This is a genomic window from Pseudomonas sp. BNK-30 (assembly GCF_047456185.1).
GTDB lineage: Bacteria > Pseudomonadota > Gammaproteobacteria > Pseudomonadales > Pseudomonadaceae > Aquipseudomonas > Aquipseudomonas putida_E.
This window is the reverse complement of record NZ_CP179904.1, coordinates 383,834-401,986: the sequence shown is the minus strand read 5'-3', so window position 1 is coordinate 401,986 and position 18,153 is coordinate 383,834. Positions and strand designations below refer to the sequence as shown.

At 63.3% G+C, this 18,153-nt stretch carries 14 protein-coding genes; 4 read left to right on the top strand and 10 right to left on the bottom strand.

All coding sequences use genetic code 11. The features are described 5' to 3' along the window. Positions 1 to 21: 21 nt before the first annotated feature. From ACMGGN_RS01870 to edd, 10 genes are all read right to left on the bottom strand, one after another. Positions 22 to 1,314: a carbohydrate porin gene (locus tag ACMGGN_RS01870; RefSeq protein ID WP_223255080.1), complete on the bottom strand. Its 1,293-nt coding sequence runs from the start codon at positions 1,312 to 1,314 to the stop codon at positions 22 to 24. Between the two features lie 91 nt (positions 1,315 to 1,405). Further along, positions 1,406 to 2,560, bottom strand: a complete 1,155-nt coding sequence (locus ACMGGN_RS01865) for an ABC transporter ATP-binding protein (protein WP_119687713.1) — start codon at positions 2,558 to 2,560, stop codon at positions 1,406 to 1,408. Between the two features lie 3 nt (positions 2,561 to 2,563). After that, positions 2,564 to 3,343 carry a carbohydrate ABC transporter permease gene (locus tag ACMGGN_RS01860; protein ID WP_371316861.1) on the bottom strand — a complete coding sequence of 260 codons (780 nt, stop codon included), beginning with the start codon at positions 3,341 to 3,343 and terminating at the stop codon, positions 2,564 to 2,566. 58 nt (positions 3,344 to 3,401) lie between these two features. After that, positions 3,402 to 4,310 (bottom strand): carbohydrate ABC transporter permease, encoded by a 909-nt coding sequence (locus tag ACMGGN_RS01855; RefSeq protein ID WP_012316021.1) that lies wholly within the window; start codon positions 4,308 to 4,310, stop codon positions 3,402 to 3,404. A 193-nt stretch (positions 4,311 to 4,503) separates the two neighbouring features. Further along, positions 4,504 to 5,790, bottom strand: a complete 1,287-nt coding sequence (locus ACMGGN_RS01850; RefSeq protein WP_046784411.1) for an ABC transporter substrate-binding protein — start codon at positions 5,788 to 5,790, stop codon at positions 4,504 to 4,506. Between the two features lie 104 nt (positions 5,791 to 5,894). After that, positions 5,895 to 7,121, bottom strand: a complete 1,227-nt coding sequence (locus ACMGGN_RS01845) for an AGE family epimerase/isomerase (protein WP_414156412.1) — start codon at positions 7,119 to 7,121, stop codon at positions 5,895 to 5,897. 102 nt (positions 7,122 to 7,223) lie between these two features. Beyond that, positions 7,224 to 8,678 carry an ATP-binding protein gene (locus tag ACMGGN_RS01840; protein WP_414156411.1) on the bottom strand — a complete coding sequence of 485 codons (1,455 nt, stop codon included), beginning with the start codon at positions 8,676 to 8,678 and terminating at the stop codon, positions 7,224 to 7,226. Then, positions 8,659 to 9,384, bottom strand: a complete 726-nt coding sequence (gltR, locus tag ACMGGN_RS01835) for a two-component system response regulator GltR (RefSeq protein WP_119687716.1) — start codon at positions 9,382 to 9,384, stop codon at positions 8,659 to 8,661. The genes ACMGGN_RS01840 and gltR overlap by 20 nt, the downstream gene beginning before the upstream one ends. Positions 9,385 to 9,449: 65 nt before the next feature. Beyond that, positions 9,450 to 10,409 carry a glucokinase gene (locus ACMGGN_RS01830; protein WP_251962497.1) on the bottom strand — a complete coding sequence of 320 codons (960 nt, stop codon included), beginning with the start codon at positions 10,407 to 10,409 and terminating at the stop codon, positions 9,450 to 9,452. After that, positions 10,406 to 12,232: a phosphogluconate dehydratase gene (gene edd, locus ACMGGN_RS01825; RefSeq protein WP_119687718.1), complete on the bottom strand. Its 1,827-nt coding sequence runs from the start codon at positions 12,230 to 12,232 to the stop codon at positions 10,406 to 10,408. Before edd ends, ACMGGN_RS01830 begins: the two co-directional genes overlap by 4 nt. Positions 12,233 to 12,497: 265 nt before the next feature. On the opposite strand from edd, the gene gap reads away from it, so the two are divergent. From gap to ACMGGN_RS01805, 4 genes are all read left to right on the top strand, one after another. Beyond that, the gene (gene gap, locus ACMGGN_RS01820) at positions 12,498 to 13,499 is read left to right on the top strand and encodes a type I glyceraldehyde-3-phosphate dehydrogenase (RefSeq protein WP_119687719.1); all 1,002 of its coding nucleotides are present in this window, start codon (positions 12,498 to 12,500) and stop codon (positions 13,497 to 13,499) included. 226 nt (positions 13,500 to 13,725) lie between these two features. Then, positions 13,726 to 14,238 (top strand): RNA polymerase sigma factor, encoded by a 513-nt coding sequence (locus tag ACMGGN_RS01815; protein ID WP_119687720.1) that lies wholly within the window; start codon positions 13,726 to 13,728, stop codon positions 14,236 to 14,238. Positions 14,239 to 14,328: 90 nt separating this feature from the next. Then, complete coding sequence (locus tag ACMGGN_RS01810; protein ID WP_174141546.1) at positions 14,329 to 15,291, top strand: FecR domain-containing protein; 963 nt, start codon at positions 14,329 to 14,331, stop codon at positions 15,289 to 15,291. Positions 15,292 to 15,417: 126 nt separating this feature from the next. Further along, positions 15,418 to 18,006, top strand: a complete 2,589-nt coding sequence (locus ACMGGN_RS01805) for a TonB-dependent receptor (RefSeq protein ID WP_414156410.1) — start codon at positions 15,418 to 15,420, stop codon at positions 18,004 to 18,006. Positions 18,007 to 18,153 lie beyond the last annotated feature (147 nt).

Genomic DNA, 18,153 nt, shown 5'->3' with positions numbered 1-18,153 from the left:
GTAAATTTACAACAAATGTGCTCAGAATGACGACTGAATCTTCAACCCTGCGACCAGCGCGTTGTCCACCTCATCCACGCCACCCGGGCTCTTGATGTACTGAAGGTTCGGGCGCACGGTCAGCCAGTTGGTCACATGGAAGCCGTAATAGAGCTCGGCGTTGTACTCGGTACGCTGCAGCGGCACGAAGCCCGGGTTGTCGTAGTCATTGATGCCGCTCTGGGCGTTAAGCTGTTCGGCGCGCTTCTTCACATCATCGTTGACGTGGATGCGGGCGACACCAAAGCCGATATCATCCTTGGGCCGGGCATCGAAGGCACCTTTGTACACCAACCCCACCTGCTGGTAGTTGTCGACCACGTTGGTGGCCTTGTCGTGCACGGTGAAGTTGGCGAACAGGCTGAGACCGCGGCTGACGTCGCCGCCGTGGGCGGTGACCTGCTGCTGCGCAACCACCCACCAGCCGTGCTTGCTGGAGTGTGATTTGAAACCGGCGCCGCTGATCCCTTGCGGGTTGCCATTGACGTCTTCGTAGACGTCTTCGGCGTCAGCCGTGCTGTAGTAATAGCCCAGGCGGTACTCGCCCGGCAGGCCGTTGACCTTGGGCGACCAGACGGCCTCCACCGGCAGGATCGCACCCTTGGTGCCGCTGCCGCTGAGCTTGAAGCCGTTGCCGGTTTCCAGGTTGGAGGGGTTCTGCTCGAACGCGCCGACCTGCACGAAGAACTCCGGCGTGATGTTGTACTTGACCCGCAGCGCCCACTGGCTGACCGGCCAGTTGTACCAGATGCCGCCGACCCAGTTGCCCACCTGCGATCCACAGAAGGCCAGGTTCTGGAAGTCGCAGGGGAAGCTGTTGAAGTCCTCGCCCTCGCCGAAACGGCCGAATTTCACATCCAGGGCACCGTCGAAGTACTTCTGCTTGATCCACATCTGGGTCAGGCGCCAGGTCTGGCCGCGGCCCCACACCTCCTGCACCGAACTGAACTGGCCAGCACGCGGGTCGCTGATGCGATCATTGGAGAGGTTGCGGCCACTGCGCTCGGTGATCGCCAGCTTGAACTCGGCATCGTGCCAGCCAAGGATCTTCTGCAGGTCCAGGTGCGCGCCGAGGGCGAACTGGTCACTGTAGCGTGCGGTCTTGTCGTCGTTGTAGCCGCCATTGAGGTTGCCGGCGACCTCGCCCACATAGTCGAGGGTGAAGTCATAGCCTTTTTCCAGCAGTTCGGTGCGGGTACCGCCCCAGTCGCCGGTCATCCATTTCGATTCGCTGGAGAAGGCCTCGGCGGCCTGCACCCCGCTACTCCCAACCATGGCCAGAAGGGCCAGCGAGCCCAAGGTCCTTATGCGATTGCGCTGTTCCATCCCTTTGCGTCCTCTTTTTCTTATTGATGGTATCGACGATTCAACGGCTCTTGAGGTGAGTCACGTTGCCCTTCAGTGAAGCGTTGGCAGTATTCAAGTCCAGGCGTTCGCCGCTGGCGGCGTCGAACAGCAGCACCCGTGCCGGGTCGAACTGCAGGTTCAGGCTGTCACCGACCCGGCACGCCACATCCGGCGCCAGGCGGCAGCACACTTTGGTCTGGTTGAGGGTAACGAAGACCAACAGGTCAGGGCCGGTAGGTTCGGTTACCTGCACCTCGGCGCGAATGCCCGGCAGGCCGTTGCCCTCCCCCGTACCCAGGCTGATTTGCTCCGGGCGGATGCCGAGGATGATCTCGCGCCCGTCCAGCTCGTCGCCGGCCACGCCCAACGGCAGCTCGCAACGTGCCTGGCCGCTGTCGAGCAGGGCCAGCAGGCGCCCGTCCTGCCTGGCCAGGCGTACCGGTATGAAGTTCATCGGCGGCGAGCCGATGAAGCTGGCAACGAACTGATTGGCCGGGTCGTTGTAGATCTGCTGCGGGGTACCGAACTGCTGAATGATGCCGTCCTTCATCACCGCAACCTTGTCGCCCAGGGTCATGGCCTCGATCTGGTCGTGGGTGACATACACCGTGGTGGTCTTGAGCCGCTGATGCATCAGTTTCATTTCCGTGCGCATCTCGACGCGCAGCTTGGCGTCAAGGTTGGACAACGGCTCGTCGAACAGGTAGATCTTCGGCCGCCGCGCCAAGGCGCGGCCCATCGCCACCCGCTGCTGCTGGCCACCGGACAACTGCGCCGGCTTGCGTGAAAGCAGGTGTTCGATCTGCAACAGCTTGGCCACACGCGCCACTTCCTCGTCGATGGCAGCCTGCGGCATCTTGCGGATCTTCAGGCCGAACTCGATGTTCTCGCGCACGCTCATGGTCGGGTACAGCGCGTAGGACTGGAACACCATGGCGATATCACGATCCTTGGGGCTCATGCCGCTGACATCCTGGTCATCGATGAGAATCGCGCCACCGGTGATGTTCTCAAGGCCTGCGATGCAGTTCATCAAGGTCGACTTACCGCACCCCGAAGGGCCGACCAATATCAGGAACTCGCCGTCTTTGATCGACAGCTGGATGTCCTTGAGCGTATCCGGCAGGCCGCTGCCGTAGGTCTTGTTCACATTACGAAGTTCAAGCGTTGCCATGACTTACCCCTTGACGGCGCCGGCTGTGAGCCCGCGAACGAAATACTTGCCTGCCACCACATAGACCAGCAGGGTTGGCAGGCCGGCGATCATCGCCGCCGCCATGTCGACGTTGTATTCCTTGGCCCCGGTACTGGTGTTGACCAGGTTGTTCAGGGCTACGGTGATCGGTTGCGAGTCGCCGCTGGAGAACACCACGCCGAACAGGAAGTCGTTCCAGATCTGGGTGAACTGCCAGATCAGGCAGACCATGATGATCGGTGTCGACATCGGCAGGATGATGCGGCGAAAAATGGTGAAGAACCCGGCACCGTCCAGGCGTGCGGCCTTGACCAGCGCATCGGGAATGCTCACGTAGAAGTTGCGGAAGAACAGCGTGGTGAAGGCCAGGCCATAGACCACATGCACCAGCACCAGGCCACTGGTGGTGCTGGCCAGGCCCAACTTGCCGAGGGTGAACGAGGCTGGCAGCAGCACGGTCTGGAACGGCAGGAAGCAACCGAACAACAGCAAGCCGAAAAACAGCTGCGACCCGCGGAAGCGCCACATCGACAGCACATAACCGTTGAGCGCACCGATGGTGGTCGAAATCAGCACCGCCGGTACGGTGATCATGATCGAGTTCCAGAAGTACCCGCTGACCGTGCTCCAGGCCTTGACCCAGCCGATGCCGCTGACCACGGTCGGCCAGCTCAGCAGGTTGCCGGTACTGATGTCCTCCGGGGTCTTGAAGCTGGTCAGCAGCATCACCACCAGCGGCACCAGGTAAAGCAGCACGGCCATCAGCAATACAGTGTAAATCGCGATGCGGCTGATGCTCGGCACCGCTTTATCGACAGGGCTATGCATGGCGTTTGCTCCGCAGCTCCGAGTACAGGTAAGGCACGAGGATCGCCAGGATCGCCCCGAGCATGAGGATGGCGCTGGCCGAGCCCATGCCCATCTGGCCGCGGCTGAAGGTGAACGAGTACATGAACATCGCCGGCAGGTCGGATGAGTAGCCCGGGCCACCGGCGGTCATTGCGGCCACCAGGTCGAAGCTCTTGATCGCAATGTGCGAGAGGATCATCAGCGAACTGAAGAACACCGGGCGCAGGCTCGGCAGCACGACGGTCCAGTAGATGCGTGGCAGGCTTGCGCCATCCATCTGCGCAGCACGGATGATCGACTGGTCGACCCCGCGCAGGCCGGCCAGGAACATCGCCATGATGAAGCCCGAGGCTTGCCACACGGCAGCGATCACCAGGCAGTACACCACCCGGTCGGGGTCGATCAGCCAGTCCAGGCGAAACCCTTCCCAGCCCCAGTCACGCAACAGCTTGTCCAGGCCCATGCCAGGGTTGAGCAGCCACTTCCAGGCGGTACCGGTGACGATCATCGATAAAGCCATTGGGTACAGGTAGACCGTGCGGATGAAACCTTCGCGGCGGATGCGCTGATCGAGCAGCACCGCCAGCAGTACGCCGATGGCCAGGCTGATACCGATGAACAGCCCGCCGAACACCAGCAGGTTCTTGCTGGCCACCCACCAGCGATCGTTGTCGAACAGCCTGGCGTATTGCGCAAGGCCCGCCCACTTGTAAGTCGGCAGGAAGGTCGAGGTGGTGAAAGACAGGACGAACGTCCACAGGATGTAGCCGTAAAAACCCACCAGGACGATGAACATGCTGGGTGCCAGCACCAGCTTGGGTAGCCAGCGCTGCAGAGCGTCCAGGGGAGAGGCCCGCAGTCGGGCGGTTGCTGTAGTCATGATTCACCTTGAAGGCACTGCCCATCTGCTGTAGGAGCGGCCTTGCGTCGCGAAAGGGCTGCGCAGCAGCCCCAGGGGCTCGAGAACAAAGACAGACCGTCGAACCTGGCTTGCAGGCTTGGGGACCGCTTCGCGGTCCTTTCGCGACACAAGGCCGCTCCTACAAGAGCGATCGTGCCTGCCTTGAGCTTGGTTACTTGGCCGATCTGATCGCCGCCGCCAGCTTCTTCGCAGCATCGGCAGGGTCGGCCTTGGGGTCGTTGATGTAGTTGGTCACCACATCGAAGAAGGCGCCCTGCACGGCCAACGTGGTGGCCATGTTGTGCGCCATGCTCGGCTGCAGGCCGCCGGTTTTGGCGTCGGCCATGAAGTCCTTGGCAGAAGTCTGGGCGCAAGCGTCGAAGCCGTAGGTGCCCATGTCGGCGAGCATGTCGTTACGCACGGGAATGGAGCCTTTGTTGATGCTGAAGACCTTCTGGAAGTCCTGGCCAAGCACCTTCTTGGCGATGTCCTGCTGGCCAGCGGCCGTGCCCTCGTCGTTCTGCTTGAACACCACCAGTGAGTCGATGTTGTACAGGAAAGCCTTGTCGGTACCAGGGAACGCGACGCACTGATAGTCCTTGCCGGCGGTCTTCTTGGCCAGGGTCCACTCGCTCTTGGCCCAGTCACCCATGATCTGCATGCCGGCCTTGCCATTGATGACTTTGGCTGCTTCCAGGTTCCAGTCCTGGCCTTTGCCGTCGGGGTCCATGTAGGTGGCGACCTTTTTCAGCTCGGTCAGCGACTTGACCATCTGCGGCCCGGTCAGCGTGGCTTCATCGAGGTCGACCAGCGCTTTCTTGTAACCGTCCGCCCCCATCACCGACAGCACCACACTCTCGAACACCGTGCTGTCCTGCCATGGCTGGCCGCCGTGGGCGAGCGGGATGAAGCCGGCGGCCTTGAGTTTGTCGGCGGCGGCGTAGAATTCGTCGAGGGTGGTCGGCGCCTTGTCGATGCCGGCCTTCTTGAACACTTCGGGGTTGATCCACAGCCAGTTGATGCGATGGATGTTCACCGGCACGGCCACGTAGTCACCTTCGTACTTGACGGTGTCGGCGACCTTCTTGTCGAGCAGCGAGTCCCACTTTTCTTGCTTGGCCACATCCTTGAGCACATCCGGGTCCAGCAGGCCGGTGGCAGCCCAGTCCTGGATGTCCGGCCCCTTGATCTGGGCAACGCCGGGCGGGTTGCCGGCCACGGCGCGGCTCTTGAGCACGGTCATGGCCGTGGCGCCACCACCGCCGGCAACCGCACCATCCTTCCAGGTGAAGCCATCCTTCTCGACCTGGGCCTTGAGCACATCGACTGCCGCTTTTTCACCACCGGATGTCCACCAGTGAACCACTTCGACACTGCCTTTGGTGTCGGCGGCGAGAGCACTGAGCGGGAACAGGGAGGCGAAGGAAATCGCGGCAGCGAGGCGGAGAGTCGAATTCATCGGAGTACCTTTCTTGTTGTTATGCCGGGCAAGTCGAGCGCTTGCATTGCATGGAGTCTAATCAGAGTGCCCGCTGCGCCAGGTAACGAAGCGATGCGTGAATGTCATCGTTTGGTTACATTGCGCGCCAGTGCGCTCGCCAGGCTGGGTGCCAGGGGCAGCGTTGGCAGCATTACAGCCTGGTAGGCGTGATAAAGGTCTGGCTTGCCTGCCCAGATCGTCGCCGCTGGCTGGTTGTCCGGGCCGAGTTCGTGGTGCCAGCTTCCGGCTGCGCGGTCGATGAAATGAGTGTCGATGAACGTCCAGAAGCGCCGGTACCATTGCTCGTACTGCTGCTCGCCGGTTCGCCGCAGCAGCGCTGCGGCACTGGCGCACGCTTCGGCATGCACCCAGTGCAGGCGCTCGCGCACCCTGGGCTGATTGTCCCAGCCCAAGGTGTAGACGATGCCCTCGGCACCATCGACGCTCCAGGCATGCTGACAGGCATTGGCGAACAGGCCCCGCGCGCAGGCCAGCAGCCATGCCGGGGCAGGAAGCCCGGCCTGACGCCGCGCAGCCTCAAGGTGCAGGACCAGACGGGACCACTCGAACGCATGGCCAGGCGTTGTGCCGTATGGGCGGAAGTGATCTGCGGGATTGTCCCGGTTGTATTCGGGCAGCGGTTGCCAGTGCACATCGAAATGTTCGATCACTCGGTAGTCACTGGCGCCAGCATGGCCGTGAATGATGCGCTCGACGATACGCAGGGCGCGCTCCAGCCAAAGTACATCGCCCGTCACATCGGCCAGGGCGAGGAAGGCCTCAGTGGCGTGCATGTTGCTGTTGGCACCACGATAGGCTTCAGGCTGCTGCCAGTCGCTGGAGAAGGACTCGCGCATCGCACCCTCTTGCTCACTCCAGAAACGCTCCTCGATGACCCGTATCGCCTGCGCCAGCAACCCCTGTGCTCCCGCAGCGCCCGCCACGACGGCAGAGCTGGCGGCAAGCGCGACGAAGGCATGCAGGTAAGCCGCCTTGCCGTTGTCGCCCTGGCCGTACGGGCGGGCGAACCAACCGCCGTACCCGGCGTCGCGCAAAGGCCCGCACAAGGCCTGCACACCGTGCTGCACCAATGCCAGGCAGCCTGGCGCGCCCTGAAGGTGGGCCAGGGCGAAGCTGTGGGTCATGCGTGCGGTGTTCATGGTTTCGGCGACAGCCGTAGGGGGCAATTTGCCGCGGGCGTCGAGATTGCCGAAACCTTCGGCGGCTTGCGAGGCCTTGGCGAAAGAGAGCAGCCGCTGGCCCTCGCTTGTGAGCCAGGCGGTATGTTCCGGGGAATCGATGTAGTCCATGCGCCCGTTTCTTCCCTGTATGAGGTTTGCAGATTCTAGCCAGCCGTCCTGGCTGGGATGTCACGAAGGCTTGCGGTTATGTCACCGGTCGGTGACATACCTTCACTCAACGCCACGCGGCAGATAAAGGGTCACGCGCAACCCACCCTCGCGCAAATTGAGCAAGCTCACCTCACCCCCATGGCTATGGGCAATGTTGCGGGCGATCCCCAGCCCCAAGCCATACCCTTGCTGCTGCCCGGCGAGCCTGAAGTGCGGCTCGAACACCTGCTCAAGCTGCTGCTGTGGCACACCCGGCCCGTGGTCATCCACCTGCAGGACAAAGCCCTGTGCGCTGTCGATGATGCGCAGGCGGGCCCGCTCGCCGTACTTGATGGCATTGTCTATCAGGTTGCCGATGCAGCGGCGCAAGGCCAGCGGCTTGCCGGGGTACGGCGCCAGGGCCTGGCCTTCGACGGTGATGCGGCCATCCCCCAGATACGGCTCGGCGAGAATCTCCAGGACCTGGTTGAGGTCGACCGGCTCGATGTTCTCGTGGATGTCAGTGTCTTTCACGCATTGCAAGGCGCCTTTGACCAACAGCTCCAGCTCATCCAGATCCTGGCTGAACTTGGCCTGCAGGCGCTCATCTTCCAGCAGTTCGACGCGCAGCCGCAGCCGGGTGATGGGCGTGCGCAGGTCGTGGGAAATGGCGCTGAACAACTGGCTGCGCTCGGTGAGGTAGCGGCTGATGCGTTCACGCATGCTATTGAACGCACGCCCCACCTCGACCACCTCGCTGCCACCGCCCTCGGGCACTGGCGCCACATCGGCGCCCAGCGACAGGTCCCGCGCGGCCCGCGCCAGGCGCTTGAGCGGCCAGCTCTGCCAGTGCACCAGCAGGCCGATGAACAGCAGCAGCAAGGCGGTGGTCAGGACGATGAAGCCGATCTGCTGGCGTGGCAGGCGCTCGGCTTCAAGGCTGGTGTAGGGCTCAGGCAGCAACGAAGCGATGTACAACCACTCGCCCTCGTCCAGGCGAAGCTGCGTGACCAGTACAGGCGGGTTGAGTGGCTCCAGGGTCAGCGAGTAATGCGCCCAGGAACGCGGCAGCTCATCGAGCTTCAGGCCGCTGTTGAAGATGCGCAGGTCATCGGGTGCGACGAACTCGACGGAAATATCCATCTGCGCGCCCAGCCGCTCATGCAGTACCTGCTGGAACACATCAATCACTGCCTGCTTGCGCGGCGTGATTGGCAATACCGGCATGTCCAGCGGCTTGTCGTTGAGCGACACGAAAAAACGCGTACCGCCCATGCTGCGCAACTGGTCCAGTACCATCGGCCGATAGGCCACCGGCAAAGAACGGAAATAACTGACGCTGGCACTCATCGAATGGGCCAGGCTGCCGGCACTGGCACGCAAGCCTTGCAGCTGGCTGGCACGTAACTGCGCGACCCAGATGACGCTGGACAAACCTTGAGCCAACAACACCACCAGCAAGGTCAACAGCAGCATGCGCCCCAGCAGCGAGCGCGGCACCAGGCGCCAGCGCCGCTCAGGAAGCACAGCAGACATGCGCAGCCAGCAGGTAGCCACTGCCGCGCACAGTGCGGATCAGCCGTGGCGGTTTGTCGGTGTCGCGCAGACGCTGGCGCAGGCGGCTGACCGCCATGTCGACGATACGGTCCAGCGGCATCGGCTCGCGGCCACGGGTAGCATTGCCGATGGTATCGCGGTCGAGGATCTGCTGAGGGTGATCGAGAAACAGCTTGAGCAGGGCGAAATCGGCACCGGAAAGGATCACCTCTTCGCCATCGCGGTGGAACAGGCGGTGGCTGACCGTGTCCAGGCGCCAGTCGTCGAAGGCCAGTACCGCTGTGGCTGGCGCGGCCTGGCCGAATTCCGCGCGACGCAGCAGGGCCTTGATTCGCGCCTGCAGTTCCCGCGGGCTGAACGGCTTGCCCAGATAATCGTCCGCACCAAGCTCAAGGCCGATGACCCGGTCGGCCTCGTCGGAGCTGGCGGTCAGCATGATGATCGGCACCCGCGATTGACGCGGGTGCTGGCGCACCCAGCGACACAGGCTGAAGCCGTCCTCGTCGGGCAGCATCACATCGAGAATGACCAGATCGCAGTGAGTGTTTTCCAGCGCGTGGCGAAAACCCTGGCCATCGGCTTGGGCATGCACCTGGAAGCCGGCGCGACTCAGATAGGTTTGCAACAGCTCGCGGATTTCCTGATCGTCGTCGACCATCAGGATCGATTTTCCGGCAGTGCTCAAGGTATCCCGCCCTCTTGTTGTCACAGGTCTTTTGCCTGCTGTGAGGGCCGCAAAGCGGCCCCCTATCAATGATCCAGAGCCTGCTGTAATGCCACGCCGGCGCCCAGCAGTCCAGAAAACTCTGCCGTCACCAGCCACACCGGCACACCGGCGAAGTAACCGCTCATGCAGCCCTTGTCGGCAAAACTTGCAGCGAACCCGCTGCGCATGAACAGTTCGGCAAACCGCGGGATGACGCCGCCAACAATATAAACACCACCGCGCGCACCCAGGGTCAGAACATTGTTGCCTGCCACGCGCCCCAGGAAGCGGCAGAACTGTTCGACCACCGCCAATGCCCGTGGCTCGCCACTCAGGGCGGCATCGGTAATTTCTGCGGGTGTCTTGTGCCGTACCGTATCACCGTCCAGCGCACAGATGGCCTGGTACAAACGCACGAGGCCGCCACCGCTGAGCACGGTTTCAGCGCTGACATGGCCAATCTGCCCATGAATCTGCTGATGGATCGCCGCTTCGCGGGCATTGCCCACCGGCAGGTCGACATGCCCTCCCTCACCGGGCAGCGCCAGCCAATGCTGCTCACCGAGGCACAGCAGGCTACCGACGCCAAGGCCGGTACCCGGGCCGATCACCAGTGCAGGTCGCGCCGGGTCGGCCTGGCCGGGGCAGACCTGGCGCACCTCGTCCTCTTGCAGGCGGGTCATGCCCAAGGCCATCGCCGTGAAGTCGTTGATCAGCAGTAGCTGTTCGACCTGCAACGTCTTGCAGAATGCGCTGCGGCTCAGCCGCCAATGATTGTTGGTGAAGCGAAATTCATCACCGTCGACCGGCCCGGCCACCGCCAGGCACACTGCCGACAGCCCGCCACGCTCGATACCCTGGCTCTGCAGGTAGGCCTCGATGGCCTGCTCCGGGCTGGTGTAGTCAGCGGTGGCGAAAACTTTCACCTGATGCAGCTGGTTGTCACGCCACAACGCAAACCGGGCATTGGTGCCACCGATGTCGCCAACCAGCAGGTCCTTCATTTGAGGTTCTCCAGGGCCGAGGTAAAGGCGCTGGCGCCCTGCTCGGCCGAGCTGAACGCCATGCGCATGAAGCCGAACAGCTCGCGCCCACAGCCCAGGTCGTTGCCCTGTGGCGCAGGTGGCAGGTCGCGGCGGGCCAGTTCCTCGGCCGACACCTTGAGCTGCAGCGTGCCTTCGACACCATCGACCCGCACGATATCACCATCGCGCACCCGCGCCAGCGGTCCGCCATCAAAGGCTTCAGGGCAGACATGGATTGCGGCCGGGATCTTGCCCGATGCACCTGACATGCGCCCATCGGTGACCAGTGCCACTTTATAGCCGCGGTCCTGCAGCACACCGAGGAACGGCGTCAGCTTGTGCAGCTCCGGCATGCCGTTGCAACGTGGCCCCTGGAAACGCACCACGGCCACGAAGTCGCGCTCCAGTTCGCCGGCCTTGAACGCATCGGCCAGCGACTGCTGGTCCTGGAAAACCCGTGCCGGGGCCTCGACGACCTGATGTTCAGGGGCCACCGCGGACACTTTCATCACGCCACGCCCAAGGTTGCCTGCCATCACCCGCAAGCCGCCTTCGGCCGAGAACGGCCGCGCCACCGGGCGCAGGATGGTCTCGTCCAGGCTCTGCTGCGGGCCTTCGCGCCAGACCAGCTTGCCGTTGTCGAGGAACGGTTCCTGCGTGTAGCGGCGCAACCCGTGGCCGGCGACAGTGTTGACATCCTCGTGTAGCAAGCCGGCATCGAGCAGCTCACGGATCAGGAAGGACATGCCACCGGCGGCCTGGAAGTGATTGATGTCGGCCTTGCCATTGGGGTAAACGTGGGACAGGGTCGGCACCACCTCGGACAGGTCGGCCATGTCCTGCCAGGTGAGCTGGATGCCTGCCGCCTGGGCGATCGCCGGCATGTGCAGGGTGTGGTTGGTCGACCCCCCGGTGGCATGCAGGGCGACGATGGAGTTGACCAGCGATTTCTCGTCGACGATCTCGCCCAGCGGCATGAAGCTGCCACTGGCCTTGGTCATGCGTGTCACTTGCTGTGCGGCCTCGGCGGTCAGCGCGTCGCGAAGCGGGGTGTATGGGTTGACGAACGAGGCCCCCGGCAGGTGCAGGCCCATCACTTCCATCACCAGCTGGTTGGTGTTGGCAGTGCCGTAGAAGGTGCAGGTGCCCGGGCTGTGGTAGGACTTCATCTCCGACTCCAGCAGTTCCTCACGGCTGGCCTTGCCCTCGGCATAGCGCTGGCGCACATCGGCTTTCTGCTTGTTGGAGATGCCGGAAACCATTGGCCCGCCCGGTACGAAAATGGTGGGCAGGTGACCGAAGCGCAGCGCGCCCATCATCAAGCCGGGGACGATCTTGTCGCAGATACCCAGCATCAGCGCAGCGTCGAACATGTTGTGCGACAGCGCCACCGCAGTAGACATGGCGATCACTTCACGGCTGGCGATGGCCAGCTCCATGCCAGGCTCACCCTGGGTCACGCCATCGCACATGGCCGGCACACCGCCAGCGAACTGGCCGACGGAGCCAACTTCGCGCAGTGCCTTCTTGATCTGTTCGGGGAAATGCACATACGGCTGGTGCGCCGAGAGCATGTCGTTGTAGGCCGAGACGATGGCCACGTTGGCGGCATTCATCAGGCGCAGGCTCTGCTTGTCGTCAGCGCCACACCCGGCCACGCCATGGGCGAAGTTGGCGCACTGCAGGCTGGCCCGCATGGGTCCGTCGCTGGCCGCGCCGCGAATCAGCTGCAGGTAGCGTTCACGGGTGGCACGGCTGCGTTCGGTCAGCCGTTGGGTGACCTCAAGGATGCGCGGGTGCATGTACTGGACTCCAGGCTAGCGGTAAGGGCGGTTTACCGGGCATTTCCCCTCCAAACGATTGCGGCCTAGGCTCCTGTGTAAGAGACCCTGCGCATCGAGGCGGCGGCTTGCCCGACCACTCGTTGTATATTTAAACAAAATACTGCCAGTAAAAAGGCTTGTTTTCTATCGCTGAGTGAATAATCTTGTAATTCCAACAACAAAACCGTTTCAGTGAAGCTTCATTTGTGCCACAGGTTTCACTCGAACTGCCAGAGGTACTGCCATGACACTACGTATCGCCATCAACGGATTCGGCCGCATTGGTCGCAATGTCCTGCGCGCACTGTATACCCAAGGCTACCGCCACGACCTGCAGGTCGTCGCCATCAACGACCTGGGCGACAGTGCCATGAACGCCCACCTGCTCAAATACGACAGCGTACACGGTGCTTTCGATGCGTCGGTGGAAGCTGATCACGAGAGCCTGACGGTCAACGGTGACCGTATCGCGGTGAGCGCCATCCGCAATCCGGCCGAGCTGCCCTGGAAGGCTGAAGCGATCGACGTGGTGTTCGAGTGCACCGGGCTGTTCACCGACCGCGCCAAGGCCGCGGCGCACCTGGCGGCCGGGGCTGGCAAGGTGATCGTCTCGGCACCGGCCAAGGGCGCCGACGCCACCGTGGTATACGGCGTCAACCATGACATTCTGCGCGCGTCGCACCAGGTCATTTCCAACGCCTCCTGCACCACCAACTGCCTGGCGCCGATCGCCCAGGTACTGCACCGCGAGTTCGGCATCGAGCAGGGGCTGATGACCACCATCCATGCCTACACCAACGACCAGGTGCTGACCGACGTCTACCACAGCGACCCGTACCGGGCGCGCTCGGCCACCCAGTCGATGATCCCGAGCAAGACCGGCGCCGCCGAAGCCGTGGGCCTGGTGTTGCCGGAACTGGCCGGCAAGCTGACCGGCATGGCGGTGCGCGTACCGGTGATCAACGTGTCGCTGGTCGACCTCACCGTCAACCTCAAGCGCGAGGCCACGGCCGAGCAGGTGAACCAGTTGTTCCTCGAAGCCAGCCGGCATTCCAAGGTGCTCGGCTACAACACCCTGCCGCTGGTCTCGTGCGACTTCAATCACAACCCGTTGTCGTCGATATTCGATGCCAACCACACCCGCGCCAACGGCAGGATGCTCAAGGTGCTGGCCTGGTATGACAATGAGTGGGGGTTCTCCAACCGCATGCTGGATAACTGCCTGGCATTGTGCAGCGCCCGCTGAGCGCAGGCACTTGCTGCGGTAGGAGCGGCCTTGCGCCGCGAAAGGGGCGCGCAGCGGCCCCAACTATATCTCTGGCGCTCAGAAAACCTTGGGGCTGCTCTGCAGCCCTTTCGCGACGCAAGGCCGCTCCTACCGACAATCTTTACCTTTTCCTAACACTTCCAGGCTTGACCTTCAGGCAAGATGATAAGCATTATCATTCACCTTTCGTCGGCCAGGTCCCCCTGTGAGTCAGTCCCGGTTCAACTCTGTCTTCCTCGTTCAGCGCCTCCCCCTATTGCGGACCTTGCAGCGCATGGTCGGCAACCCCAGCACCGCCGAGGACCTGCTGCAGGAAACCTACCTGCGAGTGTCCCGCGCCTTGGGGGAGCGGCCCATCGAACACCTCGAGCCCTTCGTCTTCCAGACCGCGCGAAACCTGGCCCTGGACCATCTGCGCACGCGCCGGGTGCAATCGCGCATGCTGGTCGACGATGTGCCCGAAGAAATCCTGCACAACGTCGCCGCGCCGCTGAGCAGCAGCGAGGATGCCGCACACGCCGAGCAACTGCTCAAGCACCTGAGCGTCAGCCTCAACCAGTTGAGTGAGCGTCAGCAGCGCATTTTCATCCTCAGCCGCCTGCACGGTGCCAGCTACGTGGAAATTGCCGGGCAACTCAATGTCTCGGCCAGCACGGTCCAGAAGGAGCTGAAACTGATCATGGCAATCTGCATGGGTGTGGCCGAACGCCTGAAGTAAGACGACCGCTGGCCACCCGAGCGCGGCGAAGCGCTTGCCACGCCCCGCCTTAGCCTTGATCATTCGGGAAAATCATTTCAAGGATTCACCGTGACCGACAGCCCCGCCCCTCGCCCGCCGACCGCAGGGCCCGACGCCCGCGCCCGTGCGATGGACGAGGCGCTGGACTGGCTGGTCCGCCTGCAATGCGCCACCGAAGCGGACACGCTGGCCTTCGAGCAGTGGCTCAGCGCCGCGCCGGAAAACGCCGTGGCCTACGTCGAAGCCGAAGCCCTGTGGAACGGCACGCCGGTGCGCCAGGCCGCCACACAAATGCATCAGGTGCGGCGCCGCTCTGTACGCGGGCGTCTGCGGGCTCACTGGAAACCCCTGGCGACCGCCGCAGTACTGCTGGTCGGGCTGTTCACCGTGGGCAACTTGCCGATGCGCCTGCAGGCCGACCACCTGACCGTGGTGGGCGAACGCCAGCGCCTGCAGCTCGATGACGGGGCCAAGGTGCTGCTCAACACCAACTCGGCTTTCGCCAGCGACGTGCGCGAAGGCCGTCAGGTGGCGCGGTTGCTACAAGGCGAGGCGTATTTCCAGGTACCCGGTGGCACCCAACCACCACTGGAAGTTCAGGCCGGCCCGCTGCGGGCACAGGTGCGCGACACCGATTTTGCCGTGCGCTACCTCGATGGTGAGGCACAGGTCCGGGTGCAGCGCGGCGACGTCGACCTGCAGGCCGCCAGCGACCAGCGTATCCGCCTGAGCGCCGGCGACAGCATCAGCGTCGGCCCGCAAGGCTTCGGCCAGCGCCAGCGCCCGGACATGCACAAGGACCTGGCCTGGGTCGATGGGCGCCTGGTGTTCGAGAACTGCCCGCTTAGCCAGGTGCTGGCCGAAGTGCGGCGCTATTACCCAGGCTGGATCATCAACCGCAACGCCCACCTGGACGACATGGCGGTGACCGGCAACTACCGCCTCGACCAGCCGCTGGAGACTTTGCGCGCCCTGGCGCACATCACGTCAACGCGGCTGCACGAGTATCCCGCGCTGGTCATTCTCAACTGACCTGAAAATTATTTTTACGCGATCGCGCTGCCCCGCCCGTCTCGCTATAGCCAATGCAACTGATTCTTGTTTGAAAACAGGAACGGTAATCACCTATAACAGTTCGCGCGTCAGGGAGCGCTTTCGATGTCCACAGGTCCAACTCGCCCGTCCCCCCTTCCCCGCCGTACCGGCCAATTGTCCCTGCTGACCCTGGCCTTGCTCGCCAGTGGCGCCTGCGGCCTGCCAGCGCTGGCAGCAGAACCTGCGCACGCGACAAGCCCACGCCTGGGCGACTACCGCTTCAGCATCGCCCAGCAGCCCTTGGTCGAGGCCATCAACGCCTTCAGCCAGGTGACCGGCTGGCAGGTGGGCTTCAGCGCCGAACTGGCCGACGGTGTGGCTTCGCCAGGTGTACGCGGCTCGCTGCCTCCGGAAGCGGCACTGAAACAACTGCTGCAAGGTACCGGCCTGGGCTATCGCAAGATCGGCAACGGCAATGTGGTGCTCGAACGCCAATCGGCGGGCAATGCCATCGCCCTGCAGCAGATGACCGTCAGCGCCACGCGCAGCGCCCAGGACGTCAGCCAGGTGCCGAGCACCGTGAGTGTGCAGACACGCGAGCAACTGGACCGGCAGAACGTCAATAACATCCAGGAACTGGTGCGCTATGAGCCAGGCGTGTCGGTCGGTGGCACCGGCCAGCGCAGCGGCCTGAACGGTTACAACATCCGTGGCATCGACGGTGAGCGCGTGCTGACCCAGATCGACGGTGTGTCGATCCCTGACAGCTTCTTCTACGGCCCCTACGCCCAGACCCAGCGCAACTACGTCGACCCCGAGATCGTCAAGCGCGTGGAAATCCTCCGCGGCCCGGCCTCGGTGCTGTACGGCAGCAATGCCATCGGCGGTGCGGTGAGCTACTTCACCCTGGACCCGGACGACATCATCAAGCCCGGCAAGGATGTCGGCGCGCGCCTGAAGACCGGCTACAGCTCGGCCGACGACAGCTGGCTGACCTCCGCCACCGTGGCCGGCCGCCAGGGCGACTTCGACGGCCTTTTGCACGTCAGCCAGCGCAACGGCCACGAAACCGAATCCTACGGCGAGCATGGCGGCAGCGGCCTGTCGCGCACCGAAGCCAACCCGGAAGACGTGCGCACCACCAACGTGCTGGCCAAGCTTGGCTGGAACTACGCCGACGACGCGCGCCTGGGCTTCACCTACGAGCGTTACAAGGATGACCGCGACCAGAACATCCTCAGTGCCGTGGGCGGCCCGTTCATTCCAGGCTTAGGTGCCATGAACTCCTACCGCATGCGCCAGGGCAACGACACCGTCACCCGCGAGCGCTTCGGCATCAACCACGAGTTCGGCCTCGACAGCCTGGTCGCCGACCATGTGAAATGGAGCCTGAACTACCAGATCGCCAAGACCGACCAGCGCACCGATGAGCTGTATGTCGCGTCGGGGCGGCAGGTGCTGCGCGACCGCCAGACCACCTACAAGGACCGCCAATGGGTGTTCGATGCCCAGCTGGACAAAGCCTTCAGCATCGGCCAGACCGATCACCTGCTGACCTACGGCACCACCATAAAGCATGAAGAAGTGACCGGCTCACGCAGCGGCTCCGGCACCTGTGTGGCCATTGGCGGTAGCTGCACCGCCATCGGCCAGGACAGCTCGCGCGACGGCCAGGCCCTGGTCAGCGATTTCCCGGACCCGACCATCAACACCTACAGCCTGTTCTTACAGGATGAGATCCGCTGGAACAACTGGACCTTCATGCCCGGTGCCCGCTACGACTACACGCGCATGGAGCCCAAGTTCACCGACGCGTTCCTGCGTGGCATTCAGGGCTCGGGCGCAGCGCCAGGCGCCCTCGACGACTCGGACAAGAAGTGGCACCGCGTGTCGCCCAAGTTTGGCCTGACCTACGCTTTCAACGACAACTACACCTGGTACGGCCAGTACGCCGAAGGCTTCCGCACGCCGACAGCCAAGTCGATGTACGGCCGCTTCGAGAACCCGACACTGGGCTACAGCGTGCAGGGCAACCCCGGGCTTGAGCCGGAGAAGAGCAAGAGCTACGAGACCGGCCTGCGCGGCAACTTCGATGCCGGTAACTTCAGCGCTGCGGTGTTCTACAACAAGTACCGCGACTTCATCGACGAAGACGCCGTGCAGTCGGCTAACCTGGAAACCACCTTCCAGGCCAACAACATCAAGCACGCCACCATCAAGGGCGCAGAGGTCAAAGGCCGCCTCAACCTCGACCACTTCGGTGCGCCAGACGGCCTCTACACCCAAGGCTCGATCGCATACGCCAACGGCCGCAACGATGACAACGGCCAGCCGCTGAACAGCGTCAACCCACTGACCGGCGTGTTCGGCCTGGGTTACGAGCAACCGAACTACGGCGGCCTGCTGAGCTGGACCGTTGTCAAGCGCAAGACCCGCGTCGACGACACCACGTTCTTCGCCCCGGACGGCCAAAGCTCGCAATTCCGTACCCCTGGCTACGGCGTGCTGGACCTGAGCGGTTTCTACAAGGTGACCGACGACGTAACGGTCAACGCTGGGCTGTACAACCTGACCGACAAGAAATACTGGCAGTGGGATTCGGTGCGCGGCTACGACGGCCAGGGTGAGGCGGGCGTGACCCAGCCTGCCAACCTCGACCGCCTGACCATGCCAGGGCGCAACTTCGCCATCAATGTGGTGTGGGATATCTGACTGAGCCAATCGCTACTGGCCCTATCGCCGGCAAGCCCCCACGGCTACGCCACTGAACCTGAGGGCAGTGGGTACCCTGTGGGGGCCGGCTTGCTGGCGATAGGGCCGGTACTGACAACACAAAAAACCGGTTTTTTTACTCTCCCC